This window comes from Neotabrizicola shimadae, assembly GCF_019623905.1.
Lineage (GTDB): Bacteria > Pseudomonadota > Alphaproteobacteria > Rhodobacterales > Rhodobacteraceae > Neotabrizicola > Neotabrizicola shimadae.
Window position 1 is genome coordinate 839,868 of record NZ_CP069370.1, and the last position, 22,143, is coordinate 862,010.

Here is a 22,143-nt window from a genome sequence, read left to right on the forward strand (position 1 = left end):
GCGTGATGAACAGGCCCGTGGTCCCCCCCGAACGGCCGGTCGTGAACCTTCGCGCACTTCACAGCTTCGATCCCTGTCTGGCATTGTCCGGCCATGTCATGTCACCGGACAGGGCCGGACCGGCCCGCGTCAAAGCCTGCCAAGGGGAACACCATGAAGAAGCTTGCCGTTACCGCCGTCGTCGCCCTGGCCGCCGGCCCGGCGCTGGCCCATACCGGACAGGGCGATGCGCATGGGTTCCTGCATGGCGTGCTGCACCCGCTGACCGGGCCCGATCACCTGCTGGCCATGCTGGCGGTGGGCTTGTGGTCGGGTTTCGTGCTGCCCAACCGGTTCTGGATGGGCGCAGCCACCTTCATGGGGGCGATGGCCCTGGGGGCCGGGCTGTCCTGGGCCGGTATCGCCTATCCGGCGGTCGAGACGGTGATCCTCGCCTCGGTCATCGTGTTCGGCCTTCTGGTGCTGCTGTCACGCCCCGGCCAGCCGCAATGGCAGACCGCGGCCTCGCTGGGGGCCATCGCGCTGTTCGCCTCGGCCCATGGCCATGCCCATGCCACCGAGGCGACAGGGACCATCGCCGCCTACCTCTCCGGCTTCCTGATCTCGACCCTGGCGCTGCACCTGGCCGGCATCGGCATCGCCCGCAGTATCGCCAACCGCACCGCAGCCCGTGTCCTGCAGGGCGGCATGGGCCTGGGCATCGCGGCGAGCGGGCTTTACCTGCTGATGGCGGGCTGAGCGGTATCCTGCACCATCATACTCGCCGCCGACACCCGGGGGCCATGGGCCGGGCGGGTGAGGATGCCACCCGCCTTCAGCGGTACCCGTATCGTGATGTAGCCTTTGCGCAGGCAACGGGCAGGGAACCGCTGACGGCCACCCCTGCCGCCCGGCGGACCCGGCCTGAGCCGTCAGCCCGGCATCGGGCGATAGGTGCCGTGCCAGTACATGAGCGCCCCGGCCTCTGGCGCGGTGCGGATGGCGCGCACCCGGCCGATGAGGATGCAATGCGTGGCGCGCTCGATCATCTCGTCCACGGTGCAGTCAAAGGCCGCCGGCGCGCCTTTCAGAAGCCGCGCGCCGGTCACGGCAGTCTCCCATTCGGCGCCCTCATAGCGCGCCGCGCCCTTCACCCCGGCAAAGCCCGAAAATCGCTCGGCCACCGCCTGATGTGCGGCGCCTAGCGAGGACAGGCCGAAGCAACCGAACTCCGACAGCAACGGCAGGCTGGACGAAGACCGGTTCACGCAGGCCAGAAGCAGGGGCGGTTCGGCCGAAAGCGAGATGGCCGATGTCACCACGAGGCCCGAGGCGCGGTCGCCCGCGCCCGCGGTGATCAGGCTGCAATTGCCTACCATCGCCCGCATCGCATGGCGAAAATCGCCGGGCGTCGGGTCGTCGGTGAATGCTGTCTGCGCCGTCATGATGCCCATCTTCGTGCCACCCGGTCTTACTCCGCCGGTTGGCCCCGCGACGCGCTGCCCGACCGCCGACCCCAGAATTTCAGCCTTTGCCAGAAAGACCGGCGCGGACCATCCCCACGGGTTACGATCATCAGCATCGAAGGGATCACCACCAGCGTCAGAACGGTGGCGAAGGCCAGGCCGAAGACGATGGCCGAGGACAGCGAAATCCACCATTGCGTGGAGGGTGCGCCGATCGTCGTCTCGTGGTTCAGGAGCTCCAGGTTCAGCCCGAAGGCGATGGGCAGCACCCCCAGAATGGCCGTCAGCGCGGTCAGCACCACGGGGCGCGACCGTTCGCGGCAGGTTTCCAGGATGGCGTCGATCTTGGTCATGCCTTCGTGGCGCAGCTTGTCGTAGGTGTCGATCAGAACGATGTTGTTGTTCACCACCACGCCCGCCAGGGCGATGATGCCGATCCCGGTCATGACCACGCCGAAGGGCTGGCCGGTGATCAGAAGGCCCAGAAGCACGCCGATGGTGGACATCACCACCGCCGACAGCACCAGCCCGACCGAGATGAAGCTGTTGAACTGCGCCAGCAGCACGATGAAGATCAGGAACATCGCCGCGCCGAAGGCCTTGGCCAGGAAGGCCCCGGCTTCGGCCTGTTCCTCGTCCTCGCCCGCCAGCTTCCAGCGGATGCCGTACTGGTCCAGGTTGGCCGCCTCCAGCTGGTCGGTGACCAGCTGGCGCACCTTGTCGGCCTGCACACCTTCGCGGATGCCGGCCTGCACCGTCACCGTCCGGCGGCTGTCGATCCGGGTCAGCGTACCCGTGGTGGCCGCGGCCGAACGGCTCACGAAATTGGCCAGCGGCACCGCGCCTTCGGCGGTCTGGATGCGCAGCTGGTCCAGCTGCGAGATCGTCCGCATCTCGGGCGGCAAGCGCAGCACGATGTCCACCGCGTCATCCGACCCGGCGGGGCGATAGTCCGACAGTTTCAGCCCGGTGGTGACGAGCTGCACCATCGCCCCCACGGTCGCGGGCGAGATGCCATAACGCGCCGCGGCGGCCCGGTCCACGACAAGCTCCCAGTCCACGCCGGGCGGGGGCAGGCCGTTCGACACGTCGATCACGTCGGGCACCTGCGCCAGCCGGTCGGCCACCGCCACCGCCACCTCGTTCAGGTAGGTCGGATCCTGCGCCGAAAGCTGGATCTGGATCGCCTTGCCGGTGGGCGGCCCGGCCTGGGGCACCGAAACCTCGATGTCCACGCCGGGCAGGCCGGTCATCGCCGTGCGCAGGTCGGCCAGGATGGCATTGGCGTTCTTGCGCGCGCGCCAGTCCACGAATTCGTACTGGATCACGCCAATCACGTCCGGCCCGGCATCGTTGCCCGCGCCGCCGCCTTCGCCCGTGCGGGCATAGACGGTTTCCACGCCCGGCCAGCCCAGGATGCGCTCTTCAGCCATGCGCACCAGCTTGTCCTTCTCTTCGATGGACAGGTTGCCGCGCGCCTTCACGTAGAGAAGGCCGTAATCCGGCTCGACGTTCGGGAAGAATTCCACCCCCTTGCCATACTTGCCATAGGCGTAGGGAACCGCCGCCAGGAGGGCGATGGCCAGCACCAGGACTGTCCAGGGGTGCCGCACCGCCTTGCCCACGACCCACATATAGGCGCCGTCCTTGTGGTTTTCCGGGTGCGGCTCGGCCTTGCCGATCAGCGCACCCAGCGTCGGCACGAAGATCAGCGCATAGAGCATCGAGGCTGAAAGCGTGACGATCAGCGTGATCGGCATGTATTTCATGAACTCGCCCACGATGCCCGGCCAGAACAGAAGGGGCGAAAAGGCGGCAACCCGTGTCATGGTGGCCGCGATCACGGGCCCCGCCATGCGATGCGAGGCGGCGGCGAAGGCATCGCGCCGGTGCACGCCCATCGACATCTGGCGTTCGGCATATTCGGTGACGATGATCGCATCGTCCACCAGCATCCCCACCGCCAGGATCAGCGAGAACAGCACCACGATGTTGACGGTATAGCCCGCCATCGACAGCGCCAGCATCCCCATCAGGAACGAGGCGGGAATGGCCAGGCCGATCAGCAGCGAGGCGCGCACCGACAGGGCGTACAGGATGACGATGAACACCAGGATCACCGCCGTCAGCACCGAATTCTGCAGGTCGGCCAGCAGCTGGCGGATGTCCTTCGACTTGTCCTGGCTGAACGAGATTTCCGTGCCTTCGGGCAGGGTCTTCTGGAACTCGGCGGCGATTTCCTTCACCGAGTCCACCGTGGCGATCAGGTTTGCCCCCGTGCGCTTGGACACCTCGATCGCCACGGCGGGCGCGCCGTTCAACCGGGTCACGGTTTCGGGGTCCTTGTAGGTGGGCCGGATCGTCGCCACGTCGCGCACCCGCACCGTGGCGGTATCGGTGGCGATCAGCGGCAGGTTCGCCACGTCCTCGGCGGTTTCCAGAAGCGAGGGCACCTTGATGGCATAGCGCCCCTGCGAGCCTTCCAGCGCGCCGGCGGCCACCAGCTGGTTGCCGGAGAGGAAACCCTGCAACAGCACGTCGGGCCGCAGGCCATAGCCCGGCAGCTTGGTGGGTTCCACCACCACCTCGACCAGATCGTCGCGCACGCCCTTCAGGTCGGCATCCAGAACGCCCGGCAACTCCTTGATCCGGTCGCGCAATTCACGCCCGGCCTTCGTCAGCACCCGTTCGGGCACGTCGCCCGCCAGCGTGATCACCAGCACCGGGAATTCCGAGATGTTGACCTCGTTCACCGTGGGCTCGTCCGTGCCTTGCGGCAGCTCCGGCCGCGCCTGGGCGACCTTGTTGCGCACATCGTCCAGCGCCTTGTCCAGGTTCGCCCCGGCCTGGAACTCCATCAGCACGTTGGCCCCGCCCTGATAGGCGGTGGAGGTCATCTTCTTGATGCCGGCGATGGTCTTCAGCGAGGTTTCCATCGGCCGCAGCAGCAGCCGCTCCGCATCCTCGGGCGAAATCCCCTGATAGCTCATCGAGACATAGATGATGGGGATCTGGATGTCCGGCTCGGCTTCCTTGGGAATGTTCACATAGGCCAGCGCCCCGGCCAGGATCAGGAACATCAGGACCGAGATCGTCAGCCGGGCATTGTCAATGGCGGTCTCGACCAGTCTCATTCCGTGACCTGCGCGTCTTCGACCGTGTTCACCTTGTCGCCGTCCCGGATCAGATCCTGACCCGCCACCACGATCCGGCTGCCCGAAGGCACGCCCGTCACCACCAGACCGTCCGGCGTGTCGTCGATGATGCCGACCGGCGCAAAGCTGGCGATGTCGTCGTCACCCACCACGCGCAGCCCAAGATCGCCGTCTTCCGACAGCGTGATCACCGACCGCGGCACCGTGACCGACCGCACCGGCGGCGCCAGCAGCTCGACCTGAGCCGTCATGCCCGCGGGCAGCTTGTAATCGGGGTTGGCCAGCGTGACTTCCACCGGGAAGGTCCGCGTCTGGGCCGAGGCCTCGCGCGCGATATAGCTGATCGTGCCCTCGCGGCTTTGCCCGGTGACCAGCGTCACCTTGGCCGCGCCGCCGGGCGCGAAATAGCCCACGTCCTGCTCGCCCACCTCGATCTTCACGATGATCGGGTCCAGCGCCAGAAGGCTCGCCACCGGCGCGCCGCCCTGCACCCATTCGCCCGGCTCGATCTCGACCGTGTCGATCATCCCGGCAAAGGGCGTGCGCAGCGTCAGCCGGTCCACCGCGGCGTTGGCCAGCGCCAGCGCGGCCTCGGCCGATTCCTTGGCCGTCACCGCTGCGTTATAGGCCGTCTCGGCCTTGTTGCCGCCCTTGAACAGCCGCTCTGCCACGTCCAGGTCGCGCTTGGCCTGTTCCAGCGTGATCTCGGCCATCTTGACCTGGGCATGGACCTCCGGCCCTTCCAGCGTCATCACCACCGCGCCCTCGGGGACCATCTGGCCCTTTTCCAGATCCAGCGATTTCACGATGCCCTCGGTCCGCGCGGCCAGCATCGTGCTCTTGTCCGGGGCGGTGATGCCCGACAGACGGATCGCGCGCGAATGGTCGCGGAACTGCGGCGTCACCACGCCCACCGTCCGGGTCAGCGGCGTCGCCTCGGCCGGCACAGGCTCGGGCGTCGTCGCGGCTTCGGCCGAGGCCGGCTCGCCGCCGTGCCCGCCGCCGACCGAGGCGAACTCCCCGGTCAGAACCCAGGCGCCGGCGCCGATCAGCACGGCGAACGCCAGAAGCCGGTGGGGTCTGAAAAACGAACTCATGGTCAATTCCTGTACTGTCTGCTGACGCCGCAGAGATCGCCGACACCGAAGGCGCCGCTTTGGCAAGACTGCGGCGCAGGCGGGGACAGATGTGCGAAGGATCGCCTGGCAGCGTCAGTTCGTCGCGGCGGATCATCTCGCAACGCAGCGTCACTTACCAGAGCCAATCGGCAGGCTATCGCTGCACCGCGGCTTTGTCCCGCCCGCCCAAGCCCGCAACCGGCGGCGCATCCAGCACGCGGGCGAAAATCCGGGCAATCCGCGCCTGTCCGGCCCGATACATCGGAAAATCCCGCGCCGCCAGCTTCTGCCCCTTAAGCGCCACCAGGATGTCGTGCGCCAGCTCATCCGGCCCGCCCAGATCCTCGGGCACGCCGCGCTGGCCCAGCCATTCCGCCAGGCAAGCCTCGATGCGCGCCTCGCCCTCCGCCGCCAGGTCGCCGGTGATCGCGAACCCCGCATCCATCAACTCGTCGCCATGCGGCGTGCTCAGCACCGCCTCCATGAACTTGCCGTCCTTCGCCACGAAAGCCGCCATCAGCGCCGCTTCGGCATCCAGACCGGGCCGGTTCAGCGCCGCCTCCATGTCGCGCAGCGCCTCGTCGAAATAGCGCACCGCCAGCGACCGGAAGATGTCTTCCTTGTTGCGGAAATGCAGGTACAGCGCCGTGCGCGACAGGCCCGCCCCGCGCGCGATGTCATCCATCGAGGTGCGGCGAAAGCCATAGGTGGCAAAGGCGTGAAACGCTGCGTCCAGGATCGTGTCCTGACGGTCGGAAGGTGAGGCATCGTCCATCATGCCGACAGACTGACAAAACGATTTCAGAATGTCAATTGACATCCTGACATTTCGCGCTCAATCTGTCAAAGCGAACCGGAGAGAGACGCCATGACCACCAGCCTCACCGTGAACGGCCAGTCCGTCACGCTCGACCTTCCGCCCGACATGCCGCTTCTGTGGGCCCTGCGCGAGGGGCTGAACCTCACCGGCACCAAGTTCGGCTGCGGCATCGCCTCCTGCGGCGCCTGCACCGTGCACATCGACGGCCAGGCCGTGCGCTCCTGCCAGGTTCCGCTGTCGGATGCCGCCGGAACCAGCGTCACCACGATCGAGGGGCTGGGATCGCCGCAGGCGCTTCATGCCGTGCAGGCCGCCTGGGCCGATGCCCAGGTGGCGCAATGCGGCTATTGCCAGTCCGGCCAGATCATGCAAGCGGCCTCGCTTCTGGCCGTGACGCCCAATCCCACCGAAGAAGAGATCGACGCCGCGATGGAGGGCAACCTCTGCCGCTGCGGCACCTATCCCCGCATCCGGGCCGCGATCCACGACGCTGCCCGCCGCCTGTCGGAGGCCTGAACCATGGGCAAGGTCGGAACCATCGCGCGGCGCAGCTTCCTCCTCGGCTCGCTCGCCATCGCCGGCGGCGTGGCCTTCGGCTGGTGGAAGTACCGCACGCCCTATGCCAACCCGCTTCTCTCCGAACTGCCGGACGGCGGCGCCACGCTCAACCCCTATGTCCTGATCGACGCCAGCGGCGTCACCCTCATCGCGCCGCGGGCCGAGATGGGGCAGGGGGTCCACACCACCCTCGCGGCCCTCGTGGCCGAAGAGATGGACCTCGACTGGTCCACGGTGAAGGTGATCCACGGCCCCGCCTCCGCCGCCTATTACAACGCCGCGGTGCTGGAAGAGGGCGTTCCCTTCGCCCCCATCGACGAAAGCTCGCTTGCGCAGACCATGCGCGGGGCCATGCGCGTGCCCGCCAAATTCCTGGGCTTCCAGATCACCGGCGGTTCCTCCTCGGTCCCCGACGCCTATGAAAAGATGCGCCTCGCCGGCGCCGCCGCCCGCATCGCTTTGGTGCAGGCCGCCGCCACCCGGCTGGGCCTTCCCGCCGACCAGTTGAAGACCGAAGGCGGTGCCGTCATCGCCCCTGATGGCAGGCGGCTGGCCTATACCGAACTTGCGGCGGACGCGGCCAAGGTCGCGGTCACGCAGGACCCGCCCCTGAAACCCCGCGACCAGTGGAAACTGCTCGGCACCTCGCTGCCCCGCACCGACATGCTGGCAAAGGTCACCGGCACCGCCACCTTCACCGCCGACATTCGCCTGCCGGGGATGCTTTACGCCACGGCCCGCACCAATCCCGGCCTGGGCGGCGACATGCGCGGCTTCGATGCCAGCGTGGCCGAAGGGATGCCCGGCGTTGTCAAGGTCGTGCCCCTGCCGAACGGTGCCGCCGTGGTCGCCCGCAGCACCTGGGAGGCGATGAACGCCGCCGCCGCCATCGCCTTCGACTGGGGCCCCGCGCCCTATGCCGCTGACAGCGCGGCGATCCTTGCCGACCTTGCCGCCTCCTTCACCCCGGACCGCCTCGATAGCACGAACCGCAACGATGGCGATGCCGAAACCGCCCTTGGTGAATCCGCCTCCTTCGAGGCCGGCTATTCCGTCCCCTATCTCGCCCATGCCACGATGGAGCCGATGACCGCGGGAGCCTGGCTCAAGGAGGGCAAACTCCAGGTCTGGGCTGGCAACCAGCTTCCCACCCAGATTCTGAAGGTCGGCGCGCAACTCACGGGCTTGCCAGAAGAGTCCGTCAGCGTGGAAACACCCTTCATGGGCGGCGGCTTCGGCCGCCGGGCCGAGATGGACATCATCGCCCAGGCCATCACGGTGGCCAAGGCGATGGAGGGCACGCCGGTCCTTCTGACCTGGACCCGCGAGGAAGACATGACCCACGATGCCTATCGCCCCGCCGCGATGGGCCGCATCCGCGCCCGGCTCGACGGACAAAGCCTTGTCGCGCTGGATGTGCAAACCGCATCCTCCTCAGTGATCGAAAGCCAGGTCGGACGGCTCGGCTATTCCGTGCCCGGCCCCGACAGCACCATCGTCCAGGGCGCCGCAGACCAGCCCTATGCCCTGCCGAACTTCCGCGTGCGCGGCTACCGCGCCCCGGTCATGCTGCCGGTCGGCTCCTGGCGTTCGGTGGGCAATTCGCAGAACGCCTTCTTCCTCGAAAGCGCGTTGGACGAACTGGCGCATCAGGCCGGAGTCGATCCGCTCGACTTCCGCCTCTCGATCCTCTCCCACGATGCTTCCCGCAAAGTGCTGGAAAAGCTCGCGGAAATCTCCAACTGGGGCGCCAATGCGCCCGGCCGCGCCAAGGGCCTGGCCTTCGGCCTGTCCTTCGGCGTGCCCTCCGCCCAGGTGATCGAGGTGGAAGACACCGACCGCGGCCTGCGCCTCACCGGGGCATGGGCAGTGGTCGATGTCGGCGTGGCGCTCGATCCGCGCAACATCGAGGCGCAGGTTTTCGGCGGCATGGTCTATGGCCTGTCGGCGGCAATCCGGGGCGAGATCACGGTGGCCGAGGGCGCGGTGGAACAGCAGACTTTCTGGGATTTCGAACCGCTCCGCCTGCCGCAGATGCCGCCGGTGACGGTCGCTGTCCTGGAAAACATGCCCCGTATCCGCGGCATCGGCGAGCCCGGCACTCCGCCCGCCGCGCCCGCGCTTGCCAACGCGATCTTCGCGCTCACCGGCCAGCGCCTGCGCGACCTGCCGCTGTCGAAGTCTGTCACCTTCGCCTGATGGCGCAGCAGTGCCGGGGCTTGGCCCCGGCGCGGCCAGAGGCTAGCGTCGGGCATGACCCAGACCCAGGCCCACTCCCTCGCGCTCGGCCTCGCCGCCCTCCTGTCGCTGACGGCGCCGGCCAGGGCGGCCGAACCCGAATGTGTCGTGCTCCTTCACGGCCTCGGCCGCAGCGAAGCCTCGCTCATCGTGATGGAGGAAATGCTGGAAGCCGCCGGCTACAGGGTGGTGAACTTCGGCTATCCCTCGACCGACGGCACCATCGACATGCTGGTCGGCCACGCCGAGGCCGCGGCCGAGGCCTGTGGGCCAGCCACGATGAACATCGTCACTCATTCCATGGGCGGCATCCTCACCCGTTTCTGGCTCGCCTCGTCCAAACGCCCCGAAAACCTGGGCCGCGTCGTCATGCTGGGGCCGCCCAACCAGGGCTCGGAACTGGTGGATGCCTTCGGCGACCTCCAGCTATTCGCCTATTTCACCGGCCCGGCCGGAATGCAGCTCGGCACCGGCAAGGACGGCATCGCTGCCGCGCTGCCCCCGGTGGATTTCCCCCTTGGCATCATCGCCGGCACGATCAGCACCAACGTGCTCTCGCCCTTCCTGTTCGACGGGCCGAACGACGGCAAGGTCTCCGTCGCCTCCACCAAGGTCGAGGGCATGAGCGATCATATCGCTCTGCCAGTCACCCATACCTTCATGATGAACAACCCGCTGGTGATCGCGCAGACCATCACCTTCCTGCGGACCGGCGCCTTCGACCAGAGCCTGACCTGGGCCGAACTGATGCGCCGCATCACCCACCGCTAGGGTTCAGCCTGGTGGGGGCAGCCCAAGCCCCGGCGCCAGCGCCCGCATCCGCTCCACATAATCCGCCCCGAAGGTCCAGACCGGCGCCCCCGCCGCCGTCACCCGCCGCTCCAGCCCCCGCGCAGCCGGGTCCAGCCCGAACAGGTACATCAGGAACAGGTCGTTGCTGACCCAGGGGTCGTCATACCAGAAGGTATGAGAGCTTGCCGGCAGATCCGGCATCTCGTCGGGCAGCACCTGCAACAGGTCCACCATGCCGTCCTCCGTCGCCCCCAGAAGCATGGCCCCCGCCTCGGGCGAAAGCTCCCGCAGGTCGGGCCGCCCCGCGCGCGAGGCGCGGTTGACCGTCTGCGCCAGCCGCAGCGCCGAATCGCCCATGTTCGCCGCCACCGTCACTTCCGCCGCCACCGGCGAATAGGCGGCCAGGTCCTCCACGAACCCCCGGAAATCCGCATCCGGCGCCGCATGGTAGACCTGCCCCAGCATCCCCGCCTGATCCGGATAATCCCGCGCCAGAACGGCCAGCCCGGTGCTGCCCACCGTGCCCCCGGCGGAATAGGTCATCACGTCAATCCCCTCCGCCCCGGTCTCGCGCGCCAGCATCGCGATCAGCTCTGCCAGATGCGGCCCAGCGGCAAAGGCGTTCCTCACATCCCTGCCATAGCGCAGGAAATTCTCTGCCGTGGGCCAGACGAAGGCCACCACCACCAGGTTGCCCCCGCCGAAATGCTGCAGCATCGCCGCCTGTCCCGCCGCGCGCTCCACCGTGGTGTTGGCACCATGCACATAGACCAGCAGATCCTTGCGCCCCGATGCCGCCAGCGCCGCGCGCACCCCGTCCAGCCAGGCGGCAACCTCGGGCTCCCCGACCGTCGCCGCCTCGCGCATCGCATCCAGATGCACGAAGGGCCGGTCGCCCCCCGCATAACCCGCAGTCCATTCCACCAGGTCCGCCAGCGTGGTCTCTTCCCCGCCAATGCGCAGATCCGCCGTGCCCAGATGCAGCCGCGTGTCCGGCGCCACCGTGTACAGCCGGTTGTCGCGCGGCCCCACCGGCAGGCGGCTCGTCGCATAGAACACGCTCAGCCGGCTGCCTTCGCCCAGTTCCTCGATCCGCCCCGTCACCGCATCGCGCTGGCCCTGGAACAACAGGGGCGGTGGCATCAGCCGCATCGGCGGGTGGTAGAAGACGAAGAACGCCGTCACCGCCACCACCAGAAGAACCGCCAGCGCCGATATCCGAACCATAGTCCTGCGCGTCATCTGCGGTCCCTTCGCCAAGCCATCCCCACCCTTGCCGCGCCACCCCGGATTTTCAACCCGCCATCCGCCCCCCGACCCGCGGTCAATTTGATCAAAAGCCTCTGGCCTTTTTCCCGGGATCGGCTATGGTCCGCTTCTGGGTATTGACTGGAGATTCAAAATGACGGCCGTGGCTCAGGCGATCCTCCCGAACGAGGCGCTGTGGGAGATGGATCGGGCGCACTCGCTGCACCCCTGGACGAACTTCGGACCCTTCGAGGACAAGGGCTCGCTGGTCATCACCAAAGGGCAGGGGTGTTACCTCTGGGATGCCTCGGGGCGACGCTACCTCGATGCCGTGGGCGGCATGTGGTGCACCAACGTGGGCCTCGGCCGCAAGGACATGGCCCAGGCCATCGCCGACCAGGCCGAACGGCTGGCCTATGCCAATTACTTTGTCGACGTCACGAACGACCCCGCCGCGCGTCTGGCCGCGAAGATTGCCGAACTCGCGCCGGGTGACTTGAACCGCGTCCACTTCACCACCGGCGGCTCCACCGCCGTGGACACCGCCGTGCGCATGGTCAGCTTCTACCACCGCGCCAAGGGCAACCCCACCAAGACCGGCATCGTCGCGCGCGAAGCCAGCTATCACGGCTCGACCTACCTCACCCAGTCGGTCGGCAAGCGCAACGGCGACCGGATCGACGAATTCGACTACAAGTCCGAAGGCATCTGGCACCTCGCCAGCCCGAACTGCTACCGCCGCCCGTCCCACATGACGGAAGAGCAGTTCTGCGACGACCTCGTCGCGGAATTCGAGGCGCTGATCGCGCGCGAAGGTGCCGACCGCATCGGCGGCTTCATCGCCGAACCGATCCAGGCCTCGGGCGGCATCGTCATCCCGCCGAAAGACTATCTGCGCCGCATGTGGCAGGTTTGCCAGAAGCACGACATCCTTTTCATCGCCGATGAGGTCGTCACCGCCTTCGGCCGCCTCGGCCACTGGTTCGCCAGCCTCGATGAATTCGGCGTCCAGCCCGACATCATCACCTCGGCCAAGGGCCTGACCTCGGGCTATGTCCCCCTGGGCGCGCTGATCTTCTCCGACCGCATCTGGGACGTGATGGCCAAGGGCGGCCACCGCTGGTTCACCTCCGGCCTCACCTATTCCGGCCACCCGGTCGCCTGCGCCGCCGGCCTGAAGAACATCGAGATCATCGAATCCGAAGGGCTTCTGGAGCACACCCGCAAGGTCGGTGACTATTTCCAAAGCCGCATGGGCGAGTTGTCCGCCCTGCCGCTGGTCGGCGACGTGCGCGGCCGCAAGCTGATGCTCTGCGTCGAAAGCGTCGCCAACCGCGAAACCAAGGCGGTGCTGCCCGACGAGGCGAACGAATCCAAGCGCATCTCCGACATCTGCGAGGACATGGGCCTGCTCGTCCGCCCGCTTGGCCACCTGAACGTCATGTCGCCGCCGCTGGTCATCACCGAAAGCGAAATCGACTTCGCCGCCGAAGTGCTGGAAAAGGCCATCCGCCGTGTCACCGACGATCTGGTGCGCGAAGGCTACCGCATCGGCTGAACCGGAAGGAACCGGGGGGCAGAATGCCCCCCGACCCCCTTTCAGGGCATTTCCGCAAAGAGCAAGCCGCCCGTTCAGGGGCCAGTCGACGGCGCTCTGGTCGCCCCGGCGGCCTTGCGCGCCCGCCCCGCCGCCAGCGTGCGGTTCAGCCCCGCCGCTGCCCGCACCAGCGCCACGAAGGCCACGGGGTCCAGCCGGTCCCCCGGCGCCAGGTCGATGGCCCGCCGCGTGCTTCCTGTGTCCTGCGCGTTGAACAGCCCTGCAGGGTCAGCCAGCGCGGCGCCCTTGTGGAAAGTCAGCTTCACCTTGTCCTTGTAGGTCTCGCCCGAGCAGAGGATGCCGTGGCTTTCCCACACGGGCACGCCACGCCATTTCCAGGTCTCCTCGACCGCCGGCACCGCCTGCCGGATCAGCGCCCGCACCTCTGCCAGCCGCTCGCCCCGCCAGTCGCCCAGTTCAGCGATCCGCCCGTCGATCCGGGCCGAAGCCGAAAGTTCTTCCGTCATCCCGGTCTCTCCCGTTCCGCCCCCTGCGCTGGCAAGGCCAGCATAACCCCTTCGCGCCAAGGGCGAAACGGTCCCTCGCCCTTGTCACCCCCGGCCCGCCCGTGCCAGATGCGCCGACCTGAAGCCGGAGCCCCCCGATGATTGCCGATGCCATCCGCCTGATCCTCAGCAACATGCCGCTGATCCTGTTCGTGCTGGCGCTGGTCATCGCCACGCTGCGCCGCCGCCCGGCCGCGGCCGAGCGCTATCTGGCCTGGCTCCTCCTTCTCTCGGTCGGGCTCGGGGGGATCTGGGCGGGCGTTTTCCATATCTTCTTCCCCGAGGTTGCCGCCGCCTCGATTGGCTGGCAGGTCAGCCCCTTCCAGTTCGAGATCGGCGTGGCCGACACGGCGATCGGCATCACCGCCGTCGTGGCGTTCTGGAGCGGCCCCGGCTTCCGCGCCGCCGTGGTCTGGTACATCGCGCTGTTCAACCTGGGCGTCGCCATCGGCCATGTGCGGCAGGTGGTCGAGGCCGGGAACTATTCCGCCAACAACTTCGGCATCCTGCTCGTCATTACGCTGATCGAGATGGTGTTGCTGCCGGTCCTTGCCATCCTCGCGCGCCGGCGGTGAGTTGGGTCAGGTCCGACAAGTGTAAAGTCCAAGTTAAGACGCGCCCGCAACACATTGAAATCCTTATCACGGATGGGGCGTCCGAGCTCGGACGCTTCGCAGGGGCTTGACTTGTGCCCCCCATCGGTTAGTCCTCCGCCACCCGATCCGCGGCGTCTCGGGCCCGAACGATACCGCGCCTGAACCCCCGAGATTCCCATGGCCCTAGAAGACGCCAAGTCCCAGGTCGATACCGCCTTCACCCGCAAGGGTCTGCGCGGCTATGCCTTCGAAAATGCCTTCGGCGGCGCGACCTCTTTCCTGCGCCGGACCTATACCAAAGACCTCACCGGCGTGGACCTCGCCATCACCGGCGTGCCCTTCGACCAGGCGGTGACCCACCGCACCGGCACCCGCTTCGGCCCCCGCGCCATCCGCGAGGCCTCCAGCCTGCAACCCTATGACCCGCCCTACGGCTGGCCGACCAATCCCCTGGACGAGCTGTCCATCGTCGACTACGGCGACCTCGCGTTCGACTATGCCCGCGTGGCCGATTTCCCCGAGGCCCTGACCGCCCACATCCGCACCATCCTCGCGGCCGGGGCAGGGACCATCACGCTCGGCGGCGACCACTACATCACCTTCCCCATCCTGAAGGCCTATGCCGAAAAGTTCGGCCCCCTCGCCGTCATCCACTTCGACGCCCATTCCGACCTCTGGCCCGACGACGACCTGACCCGCATCGACCACGGCACCATGATGTACAAGGCGGTAAAGACCGGCCTCGTGAACCCGACGCGTTCGGTCCAGATCGGTATCCGGACCACGACCGAGGACTACCTCGGCGTCCATGTGATCGACGCCCGCGAGGTCCACGAGACCGGCGTGGCGGCCGTGGTCGAGAAGGCCAAGGCCATCGTCGGCGACCGCCCCACCTATGTGACCTTCGACATCGATTGCCTCGACCCGGCCTATGCGCCCGGCACCGGCACGCCGGTCTGGGGGGGCCTGCACTCCTGGCAGGCCGCCGCCGCCCTGCGCGACCTGGCCGGCATCAACATGGTCGGTGGCGACATCGTCGAGGTCAGCCCGCCCTACGACACCACCGGCGCCACCGCCATCGCGGGCGCCCATGTCGCCTATGAACTGATCTGCCTCTACCACTGGGCGCGGACGCAGCGCTGACAGCCCCGGCGCCGGGCGAAGCCTGGCGCCGGCTACAGCGCTTCCAGCCGGAAATGCGTGCCCAGCCATCGGCGGAAGTCGCGCACGATGCCTAGCGAGTCGCGCAGTGACTGGCGTTCCAGCGTGCCAAGCTCGGACAGTCGGTTCGTATTGTCCGTGGCGCGGCCACCTTCGATCTGGCGCAGGTTGTTGGCCAGCTTCAGCGACATCAGGAACCGCAGCGCGTCGGTCAGGTCTCGGGCCAGCGCCGCATCCATCCGCCCTGCCGCGACCAGCGCGGCCAGGCGATCGGCCGTGCCGATCTCGCGCAGGCAATATTGCAGGGCCAGCGTCCGCACGCCATGGACCAGCGGGAAGATGCCCAGCTTCTTCAGGTCGATCTCGGCTGCCTCGCGACCGCGCAGGCCGGGCAGGCGCCGCCACCAGCCGCCCTCCTCGGCGCCGAACTGGTCTACCGCCGCGGCAAAGCGGGCGAAATAGGCATCCGATCCGGACAGAGCGCGGTCCACATGATCGCGTGCCTCGGCCAGGAGGGCCGCGTCGCCCGTGACCGCGACCGCATCGAGAAAGATCGCCAGGTTCATCGGCCCATCGGGCGAGCTGCCATGGATCCAGTCGGAAATCGTCTCACGGAACTGCGCCACGGGTTGGCACCACAGCGGGCGGCTCAGCATCACGCCGCCCTTGCAGGGCGGATAGCCGAAGTCGAGCAGCGCCGCGGTGAAAGCGGCGGTGATGTCATCCAGACCCGGCAGCTGGAAGCCGTCCCGCAGCAGCAGCGCGTTGTCCTGGTCGGTCTTGAAGATCTGCTCGTTGCGGCCCTCGCTGCCCATAACGATGAGGCAGCTGTTCGCGCGCAGTTCGGGCGGGGCCAGAATCTCCCACAGCCGTTGGAACACCTGACGGTTCAATCCGCCGACCAGACCCGCGATGACCTCGATCCGGACGCCGTCGCCGTAAAGGTCGGTGATCAGCCCGTCGATCTGCCGGGCGGCCAGACCAAGCGCCGCGATGTCGGGGGCATTGGCCGCCTGCAGGGCGATCAGTTGCGAATGGCCCGCCACGAAGGCCATCAGGTCCATCTGGTGGAGCAGGCCCAGGGTCCGGTCGCCCTCGCGCACCAGAACCCGGTGGATGCGCTGACGCAGCATCAGGATCAGCGCGTCGAACAGCTCGTCATCGGCCTGGACGGCATGGGGCTTGAAATGGGCGATCTCGCGTACCTGCCGGTCGCGCGGCGGCGTGCCGTCGGCCAGGGCATCGCGCAGGTCGGTGGTGGTGAATATGCCAAGCCGGTCGCCATCGCGCACCAGCGCATCGTTGGCCCCGATCTTCGCCATCTGGGCGCACAGGGTCACCAGGTCGGTCGTTCCATCGACGACATGGGGCTTGTGCAGATGTGCGTCGCGCACCTTGTGCTTCATCAGCGACACGAATTCACGCCGTTCGTGACGAAGCGCTGCGGCCTCCCCCGCGGGGGGGAGGCCAGTGGTTTCGAGAACAGGCACCGATGCCGGATCAGGCATGCTGGTATTCGGCATCGGGCAGTCCTCCGGCAGGTTCAGTGCGACGAGGCCTGGGACGCGCCGATGCCGGTTTCAGACCGGACCTGCTGGGCCAGGAACCCGTCACGATCCTTCTTCGCCCGGGCGCTGTTGTCGAGCACCGAGAACAGCCAGATGCCGACGAAGGCCGCAACCATCGAGAAGAGCGCCGGCGAGGTGTACGGGAAGGGCGCGGTGCCCTTCTCGAAGCCAAGCGTGGCTTCCCAGACCGACGGCGACAGGATGGTCAGGCCCACCGACAGGATCAGGCCGATGAACCCGCCGATGACGGCGCCTCGGGTGGTCATGCCCTTCCACAGAAGCGACAGGAACAGCACCGGGAAGTTTGCCGAAGCCGCGATGGCGAAGGCAAGAGACACCATGAAGGCGATGTTCTGCTTCTCGAAGGCGATGCCAAGCAGCACGGCAATCACGCCAAGCGCCAACACGGTATAGCGCGACATCCGCAGTTCGGCGGCGCTATCGGCGTTGCCCTTCTTCACGATGGTCGCGTAGAGGTCGTGGCTGACCGCCGAGGCGCCGGCCAGCGTCAGACCGGCCACCACGGCCAGGATCGTGGCGAAGGCCACGGCCGAGATGAAGCCGAGGAAGACGTTGCCGCCCACCGCGTTGGCCAGGTGCACGGCCGCCATGTTGTTGCCGCCCACCAGCTTGCCTTCCGCATCCAGGAAGTCCGGGTTGGTCAGAACCAGGGTGATGGCGCCGAAGCCGATGATGAAGGTCAGAAGGTAGAAGTAGCCGATCCAGGTGGTCGCCCACATCACCGACTTGCGCGCTTCCTTGGCCGAGGGAACGGTGAAGAAGCGCATCAGGATGTGCGGCAGGCCGGCGGTGCCGAACATCAGCGCCATGCCGAACGAGATGGCCGAGATCGGGTCGGTGATGAACTTGCCCGGCGCCATGATCGACTGGCCCGCAGCGGCGGCGGCCTCGGGCGTGGTGTCTGGCGTCTTGGCCGCGATGGCCGCCTTGACGTTCACCGCATCCGAGAAGAAGGCCCCCACCGAAAAGCCGTAGTGTGCCATCACCATGACGGCCATGAAGGTCGCGCCGCCCAGAAGCAGGCAGGCCTTGATGATCTGCACCCAGGTCGTTGCCGTCATGCCGCCGAACAGAACATAGACCATCATCAGCCCGCCGACGATGATCACGGCCATCCAGTAATCCAGGCCGAAGAGCAGCTGGATCAGCTGGCCCGCACCCACCATCTGCGCGATCAGGTAGAAGGCCACGACGACCAGCGTCGAGATCGCGGCGAACATGCGCACCGGGGTTTGGGCAAAGCGGAAGGCCGCCACATCGGCAAAGGTGAACTTGCCCAGGTTGCGCAGCCGTTCTGCCATCAGGAAGGTCAGGATCGGCCAGCCGACCAGGAAGCCGATCGAGTAGATCAGGCCGTCGAAGCCCGAGGCCATAACAGCGGCCGAAATCCCCAGGAAAGAGGCCGCCGACATGTAGTCGCCGGCGATGGCAAGGCCGTTCTGGAAGCCGGTGATCCCGCCGCCGCCCGTGTAAAAGTCGGCCGCCGACTTTGTCTTTGCCGCCGCCCATTTGGTGATGAACAGTGTCCCTGTCACAAAGACGGCGAACATGATGATCGCGGTCCAGTTGGTCGCCTGCTTGTGGACATCGCCTTCCAGCGTGCCGGCGGCCAGCGCGAGCGTGGGGGCAAGGCCCAGGATCGCTGCAGCAAGTATCCGGGCTGCGCCCGTGAATGTGGTGAGCCGCATCATTTCAGCGCCTCCCGACGGACCTTTTCAGAAAGTTCGTCGAACTCGCTGTTGGCGCGCATCACATAGAAGGCCGTGATGATCACGGTGAAGACGATGACGCCGAAGCCAAGCGGAATCCCGAGGGTCATCACACCGTCGCCGATGCGCGTGGCCAGCAGTTCCTTGTCGAAGGCGATCAGCAGGATAAAGCCGTAATAGACGATCAGCATGGCGATGGTCAGCCACCAGCCCAGGCGTGATCGCCGTTCCTTCAGTTCCTTGTAAGCGGGCAGGGCGGCGATGCGCTCTGCAAGTTTGGTGTCCATGTCAGTCCCCTTGTTCAACGCAGAGGTTGTCCAGGTCCTGCCGGCGGGTTCGGACGGCCGGGCGGCAGCGCCCGGCAGGCCCAGGTTTCGGGGCGTGCGAGCCGGTCAGACGACCGGCCGACAGGCCCCGAACAGTGACCGGACGCATCCCCGCGGTGCAGCGTGCGGGCATGGCCGTCACCTCCTCACTCCCCGACTCGGGCCGCAAGACCCGGTCCCAGCTTGGCCGGCACGTCCTCTTTCGTACCGGCCGCGCCAGTATCCGGGGCAGGTCACGCATCTCGCATATGCAGAATGGTCGCAGGGGCGGCCGCAGGCTGCGACAAATGTGCACAATTGTATACCGAGTCGCTCCGGCCTGCGACGATCTGCAGCAAGTACAAGGAAAAATGCGCAATTGACGTGCCATCTGGCAGCAGGGCGCGATCTCCCGCCCCCTCGCGCTCCCGACCCGCCGGCACCACGGATTCGGACGCTGCATCGCAGCATCAAGGGTCGGCCGATGAGCCCGTCCCAAGGTCGGAAAGGGGCCGCGCGCAGAGCGCGCGATGGCGGCAATACGCCCCCTCGGGTCGGACCTGACGCTTCGTTGCTCGGAAGGTGTTGGCTGGGGCGCTAGGATTCGAACCTAGGTATGGCGGTACCAAAAACCGCTGCCTTACCGCTTGGCGACGCCCCAACTGCGCGGCCTTCTAGCGAAGCCTCCCGACGGGTGCAAGGGGGTCCGGTGGAAAACCCGAACGGAAGCTTGGCCTTTCATTGGCCTTGTCGCGGCCCGGTCCGGCGCGCTAGGGGAGGTCATGGAAAGCTGCGATGTCATGGTCCTCGGGGCAGGTGCGGCCGGTCTCATGGCCGGGATCGAGGCGGCGCGGCGCGGACGGCGCGTCATCGTTGCCGACCATGCCGCAAAGCCCGCCGAGAAGATTCGCATCTCGGGCGGGGGCCGGTGCAACTTCACTAACCTTGCCACAACGCCCGACCGGTTCATCTCGGCCAACCCGCGCTTCGCCATCTCGGCGCTCAGCCGCTTCACGCCCCGCGATTTCCTGCGCCGGATCGAAGGTGCGGGCATCGCCTGGACGGAAAAGGCGGCTGGCCAGCTTTTCTGCGAGGGTTCCGCCACCCAGGTCGTGAGCCTCTTGACCGATGACCTGGCCCGCGCCGGCGGCGCATTGTGGCTTGGTTGCAGCCTGGGCGCCGTGCGGCGCGAGGGCGCGGGCTTCACCGTGGAAACGGCACGTGGCCCGGCAAGGGCCGAGGCGGTGGTCGTGGCAACCGGAGGAAAGTCGATCCCGAAGATGGGCGCAACCGGCATGGGCTACCGCATCGCCGAAAGTTTCAGCCTGCCTGTGACAGAAACCCGCCCCGGCCTCGTGCCCATGACAATGGCCGAACAGGACCTCGCCCCAATCAGCGACCTCGCGGGCGTGGCAGTATCCGGCACCGCCCGCGCCGGGCGCACGCGGTTTGACGAGGCCATCCTCTTCACCCACCGCGGTCTCTCCGGCCCCGCCATCCTGCAGCTGTCCAGCTACTGGCGGGAGGGCGAGCCGGTGGAACTGGACCTCTGCCCGCAAGCCGACCTTGATGCCCTGGTCGCCCATGGTCGCGCGGAAGGCGGCCGAATGGCACTGCGCACGCTTCTTGCGCGCATCGTGCCCGAGCGCCTCGCCCGCCAGGTCGAAGCCGAACTGCGGCTCGACAAGCCTGTGGCAGGGCTGTCGAGGGCCGACATGGCTCGGCTGGCGGATCGTCTCCACCGCTGGCGCATCCGCCCTGTGGGGACCGAAGGTTACCGCACTGCCGAGGTTACGGTGGGCGGCGTGGACACAAAGGCGCTCGACAGCCGGACGATGGAGGCGAAGGGCGTGCCCGGCCTCTACTTTGTGGGCGAAGTGGTTGATGTCACCGGCTGGCTTGGCGGTTACAACTTCCAATGGGCCTGGTCTTCGGGCTGGGCGGCGGGGCAGGTGGCCTGAACCCGCCCCCTGTCGCCTCTGCGCGACTTGGCCTAATGCTGGCCCTCCACAGCCCGAGGTCCCGATGTACCGCGTCTCGCCCTTCGTCCGCCACTTCGCCCGCGCGCTCCTTTCCGGCGCGCTGGTGGCCACGCTCTGGGTCAACCTCTCTCCCGAGACCTACTACGACGCCATCGAGTTTCGCCTGACCGACCTGCCCGGCCTGATCCTGCCCCGCCCGATGGCCCTGACCCCGTTGGCCCTGGTGACCGAGGGGCTGATGGCCCTCTTCCTCGCTTTCATCGGAAAGGAGCTGTGGGAGGCGCTGACGCTGCCTCATGGCGCGCTGGCCGGCCGGCGGGCGGCCCTGCCCGCCCTCGCCATTGCAGGCGGCCTTGCGGGCTCGGTTGTCGCATGGCTTCTGGCAGCCGCCCTCCTGCCCGAGGTGCCGGCAGGCGCCTGGGCCATTCCGATCGGCTCTGACGTGGTGCTGGCCTATGCCCTTGGCCGCCTCGTCTTCGGCCCCGGCCATCCCGCGCTGCACGTCCTCCTGGCCGTTACCATCGGGCTCGAGATGGCGGGACTGCTTGCCATGGGCCTCAGCCGGCCGCCCGAGGTGTTCCGCCCGCTCTGGCTGATCCTGCCCCTTGCCGCGCCGCTGGCCGCCCGCGCCTTTGTGTACCGCGACCGGCAGCGCAGCGAGGTGGCGCGCGCTCATGTCCTGCAGCTCTGGCCCTGGGCGGTGGCTGGTCTTCTGTCCTGGATCGGCGTGCTCGCCGCAGGATTGCCCGGTGCGCTTGGCCTCCTGCCGGTGATCCCCGCCATGCCCCATGCGCGGCGCAACTTCGGCCTCTTCGCAGAAGCCGAGGGCTTCCTGCACGACCCCCTCAACCGTCTGGCTCAGCTCTTGGTCCGCCCTGTGGCCGTCACGCTTTTTCTCTTCGGCCTGACCTGCGGCGGTGTCGTTCTGTCGGCTGCGGGCACGCCCACGCTGGCCATCCTCGCCGCCATCTGGGCCGGCAAGCCACTTGGCCTTCTGGCGGCGGTCTGGGCCGGCGCCCGGTTCGCGCACCTGCCCATGCCGCCCGGCCTGCGCCCCGGCGACTGGCCAGTGCTTGCGGCGCTTGCGGCGCTCTCCTTCACCGTACCGCTTCTGGCCATCGGAGAGCTCATGCCCGGCGGCCTGCCGGACGCGGCGGCGCGCCTCGGCCTTGCCATCGGTCTCTTCGCCGCGGCCGCCGCCCTGCCTTTGCGGCGCGCCACGGCGCCGTGATCGGCCGGGCATGGACAGTCGGGGCGAGTTCCAGACATAATGTCGCCCGAAAGGCCTGTCATTGAAGGCAGGCTCGCACAGAGGCGCGGGTAT

The 22,143-nt window shown here is 67.6% G+C and carries 18 protein-coding genes and 1 tRNA gene; 9 read left to right on the top strand and 10 right to left on the bottom strand.

Translation table 11 applies throughout. From position 1 onward, the window contains the following. Positions 1 to 153 precede the first annotated feature (153 nt). Positions 154 to 738: a HupE/UreJ family protein gene (locus JO391_RS03960; RefSeq protein WP_220662898.1), complete on the top strand. Its 585-nt coding sequence runs from the start codon at positions 154 to 156 to the stop codon at positions 736 to 738. A 173-nt stretch (positions 739 to 911) separates the two neighbouring features. On the opposite strand, the gene JO391_RS03965 is transcribed toward JO391_RS03960, so the two are convergent. The 4 genes from JO391_RS03965 to JO391_RS03980 all read right to left on the bottom strand — a co-directional run bounded on the left by JO391_RS03965 (position 912) and on the right by JO391_RS03980 (position 6,496). After that, a complete protein-coding gene (locus JO391_RS03965) occupies positions 912 to 1,424 on the bottom strand; it encodes a flavin reductase family protein (RefSeq protein ID WP_220662899.1) in 513 nt (170 codons plus the stop codon). A 26-nt stretch (positions 1,425 to 1,450) separates the two neighbouring features. Next, complete coding sequence (locus JO391_RS03970) at positions 1,451 to 4,579, bottom strand: efflux RND transporter permease subunit (RefSeq protein WP_220662900.1); 3,129 nt, start codon at positions 4,577 to 4,579, stop codon at positions 1,451 to 1,453. After that, on the bottom strand, positions 4,576 to 5,697 hold the full coding sequence (locus tag JO391_RS03975) for an efflux RND transporter periplasmic adaptor subunit (protein ID WP_220662901.1): 1,122 nt from the start codon (positions 5,695 to 5,697) through the stop codon (positions 4,576 to 4,578). Before JO391_RS03975 ends, JO391_RS03970 begins: the two co-directional genes overlap by 4 nt. A gap of 175 nt (positions 5,698 to 5,872) precedes the next feature. Beyond that, positions 5,873 to 6,496 carry a TetR/AcrR family transcriptional regulator gene (locus JO391_RS03980; RefSeq protein WP_220662902.1) on the bottom strand — a complete coding sequence of 208 codons (624 nt, stop codon included), beginning with the start codon at positions 6,494 to 6,496 and terminating at the stop codon, positions 5,873 to 5,875. 90 nt (positions 6,497 to 6,586) lie between these two features. Between JO391_RS03980 and JO391_RS03985 the strand changes: the two genes are divergently transcribed. From JO391_RS03985 to JO391_RS03995, 3 genes are read left to right on the top strand one after another with little or no spacing between them, the layout of a single operon-like run. Further along, entirely contained in the window at positions 6,587 to 7,054 is a 468-nt protein-coding gene (locus JO391_RS03985) for a (2Fe-2S)-binding protein (RefSeq protein ID WP_220662903.1), read from the top strand. 3 nt (positions 7,055 to 7,057) lie between these two features. Then, the gene (locus JO391_RS03990) at positions 7,058 to 9,295 is read left to right on the top strand and encodes a xanthine dehydrogenase family protein molybdopterin-binding subunit (protein ID WP_220662904.1); all 2,238 of its coding nucleotides are present in this window, start codon (positions 7,058 to 7,060) and stop codon (positions 9,293 to 9,295) included. 54 nt (positions 9,296 to 9,349) lie between these two features. After that, positions 9,350 to 10,105 carry an esterase/lipase family protein gene (locus JO391_RS03995; RefSeq protein ID WP_259444817.1) on the top strand — a complete coding sequence of 252 codons (756 nt, stop codon included), beginning with the start codon at positions 9,350 to 9,352 and terminating at the stop codon, positions 10,103 to 10,105. Between the two features lie 3 nt (positions 10,106 to 10,108). Here JO391_RS03995 and JO391_RS04000 read toward each other — a convergent pair whose 3' ends face one another. Then, positions 10,109 to 11,368, bottom strand: a complete 1,260-nt coding sequence (locus JO391_RS04000) for an alpha/beta hydrolase (RefSeq protein ID WP_220662905.1) — start codon at positions 11,366 to 11,368, stop codon at positions 10,109 to 10,111. A gap of 160 nt (positions 11,369 to 11,528) precedes the next feature. Between JO391_RS04000 and JO391_RS04005 the strand changes: the two genes are divergently transcribed. Then, on the top strand, positions 11,529 to 12,932 hold the full coding sequence (locus JO391_RS04005) for an aminotransferase (RefSeq protein WP_220662906.1): 1,404 nt from the start codon (positions 11,529 to 11,531) through the stop codon (positions 12,930 to 12,932). A gap of 74 nt (positions 12,933 to 13,006) precedes the next feature. Here JO391_RS04005 and JO391_RS04010 read toward each other — a convergent pair whose 3' ends face one another. Further along, entirely contained in the window at positions 13,007 to 13,438 is a 432-nt protein-coding gene (locus tag JO391_RS04010; RefSeq protein ID WP_220662907.1) for a DUF1801 domain-containing protein, read from the bottom strand. Between the two features lie 137 nt (positions 13,439 to 13,575). Here JO391_RS04010 and JO391_RS04015 point away from each other — a divergent pair, with 137 nt between their 5' ends. Then, positions 13,576 to 14,052 (top strand): DUF6790 family protein, encoded by a 477-nt coding sequence (locus JO391_RS04015; protein ID WP_220662908.1) that lies wholly within the window; start codon positions 13,576 to 13,578, stop codon positions 14,050 to 14,052. Positions 14,053 to 14,250: 198 nt separating this feature from the next. Continuing rightward, positions 14,251 to 15,216 (top strand): agmatinase, encoded by a 966-nt coding sequence (gene speB, locus JO391_RS04020; RefSeq protein ID WP_220662909.1) that lies wholly within the window; start codon positions 14,251 to 14,253, stop codon positions 15,214 to 15,216. Between the two features lie 32 nt (positions 15,217 to 15,248). Here speB and JO391_RS04025 read toward each other — a convergent pair whose 3' ends face one another. The 4 genes from JO391_RS04025 to JO391_RS04040 all read right to left on the bottom strand — a co-directional run bounded on the left by JO391_RS04025 (position 15,249) and on the right by JO391_RS04040 (position 19,498). Next, the gene (locus tag JO391_RS04025) at positions 15,249 to 16,757 is read right to left on the bottom strand and encodes a DUF294 nucleotidyltransferase-like domain-containing protein (RefSeq protein ID WP_259444818.1); all 1,509 of its coding nucleotides are present in this window, start codon (positions 16,755 to 16,757) and stop codon (positions 15,249 to 15,251) included. Positions 16,758 to 16,777: 20 nt separating this feature from the next. Continuing rightward, positions 16,778 to 18,514, bottom strand: a complete 1,737-nt coding sequence (locus JO391_RS04030) for a cation acetate symporter (protein WP_220662910.1) — start codon at positions 18,512 to 18,514, stop codon at positions 16,778 to 16,780. Beyond that, on the bottom strand, positions 18,511 to 18,819 hold the full coding sequence (locus JO391_RS04035; RefSeq protein WP_220662911.1) for a DUF485 domain-containing protein: 309 nt from the start codon (positions 18,817 to 18,819) through the stop codon (positions 18,511 to 18,513). Before JO391_RS04035 ends, JO391_RS04030 begins: the two co-directional genes overlap by 4 nt. 604 nt (positions 18,820 to 19,423) lie before the next feature. Further along, a tRNA-Gln gene (locus JO391_RS04040) sits at positions 19,424 to 19,498 on the bottom strand. 121 nt (positions 19,499 to 19,619) lie between these two features. Between JO391_RS04040 and JO391_RS04045 the strand changes: the two genes are divergently transcribed. Together JO391_RS04045 and JO391_RS04050 are read left to right on the top strand one after the other, a co-directional pair. Next, positions 19,620 to 20,798, top strand: coding sequence for a BaiN/RdsA family NAD(P)/FAD-dependent oxidoreductase (locus JO391_RS04045; RefSeq protein ID WP_220662912.1), 1,179 nt, complete (start codon positions 19,620 to 19,622; stop codon positions 20,796 to 20,798). Positions 20,799 to 20,862: 64 nt separating this feature from the next. Continuing rightward, the gene (locus JO391_RS04050) at positions 20,863 to 22,050 is read left to right on the top strand and encodes a Na+/H+ antiporter NhaA (protein ID WP_220662913.1); all 1,188 of its coding nucleotides are present in this window, start codon (positions 20,863 to 20,865) and stop codon (positions 22,048 to 22,050) included. The last annotated feature ends 93 nt before the right edge of the window (positions 22,051 to 22,143 follow it).

What these genes read in the sequence shown, in the direction of transcription:
- JO391_RS03960 (WP_220662898.1), top strand. Translation starts at nt 154, where the DNA reads ATGAAGAAGCTTGCCGTTACCGCCGTCGTCGCCCTGGCCGCCGGCCCG.
- JO391_RS03965 (WP_220662899.1), bottom strand. Translation starts at nt 1,424, where the DNA reads ATGACGGCGCAGACAGCATTCACCGACGACCCGACGCCCGGCGATTTT.
- JO391_RS03970 (WP_220662900.1), bottom strand. Translation starts at nt 4,579, where the DNA reads ATGAGACTGGTCGAGACCGCCATTGACAATGCCCGGCTGACGATCTCG.
- JO391_RS03975 (WP_220662901.1), bottom strand. Translation starts at nt 5,697, where the DNA reads ATGAGTTCGTTTTTCAGACCCCACCGGCTTCTGGCGTTCGCCGTGCTG.
- JO391_RS03980 (WP_220662902.1), bottom strand. Translation starts at nt 6,496, where the DNA reads ATGATGGACGATGCCTCACCTTCCGACCGTCAGGACACGATCCTGGAC.
- JO391_RS03985 (WP_220662903.1), top strand. Translation starts at nt 6,587, where the DNA reads ATGACCACCAGCCTCACCGTGAACGGCCAGTCCGTCACGCTCGACCTT.
- JO391_RS03990 (WP_220662904.1), top strand. Translation starts at nt 7,058, where the DNA reads ATGGGCAAGGTCGGAACCATCGCGCGGCGCAGCTTCCTCCTCGGCTCG.
- JO391_RS03995 (WP_259444817.1), top strand. Translation starts at nt 9,350, where the DNA reads ATGACCCAGACCCAGGCCCACTCCCTCGCGCTCGGCCTCGCCGCCCTC.
- JO391_RS04000 (WP_220662905.1), bottom strand. Translation starts at nt 11,368, where the DNA reads ATGACGCGCAGGACTATGGTTCGGATATCGGCGCTGGCGGTTCTTCTG.
- JO391_RS04005 (WP_220662906.1), top strand. Translation starts at nt 11,529, where the DNA reads ATGACGGCCGTGGCTCAGGCGATCCTCCCGAACGAGGCGCTGTGGGAG.
- JO391_RS04010 (WP_220662907.1), bottom strand. Translation starts at nt 13,438, where the DNA reads ATGACGGAAGAACTTTCGGCTTCGGCCCGGATCGACGGGCGGATCGCT.
- JO391_RS04015 (WP_220662908.1), top strand. Translation starts at nt 13,576, where the DNA reads ATGATTGCCGATGCCATCCGCCTGATCCTCAGCAACATGCCGCTGATC.
- speB (WP_220662909.1), top strand. Translation starts at nt 14,251, where the DNA reads ATGGCCCTAGAAGACGCCAAGTCCCAGGTCGATACCGCCTTCACCCGC.
- JO391_RS04025 (WP_259444818.1), bottom strand. Translation starts at nt 16,757, where the DNA reads ATGCCGAATACCAGCATGCCTGATCCGGCATCGGTGCCTGTTCTCGAA.
- JO391_RS04030 (WP_220662910.1), bottom strand. Translation starts at nt 18,514, where the DNA reads ATGATGCGGCTCACCACATTCACGGGCGCAGCCCGGATACTTGCTGCA.
- JO391_RS04035 (WP_220662911.1), bottom strand. Translation starts at nt 18,819, where the DNA reads ATGGACACCAAACTTGCAGAGCGCATCGCCGCCCTGCCCGCTTACAAG.
- JO391_RS04045 (WP_220662912.1), top strand. Translation starts at nt 19,620, where the DNA reads ATGGAAAGCTGCGATGTCATGGTCCTCGGGGCAGGTGCGGCCGGTCTC.
- JO391_RS04050 (WP_220662913.1), top strand. Translation starts at nt 20,863, where the DNA reads ATGTACCGCGTCTCGCCCTTCGTCCGCCACTTCGCCCGCGCGCTCCTT.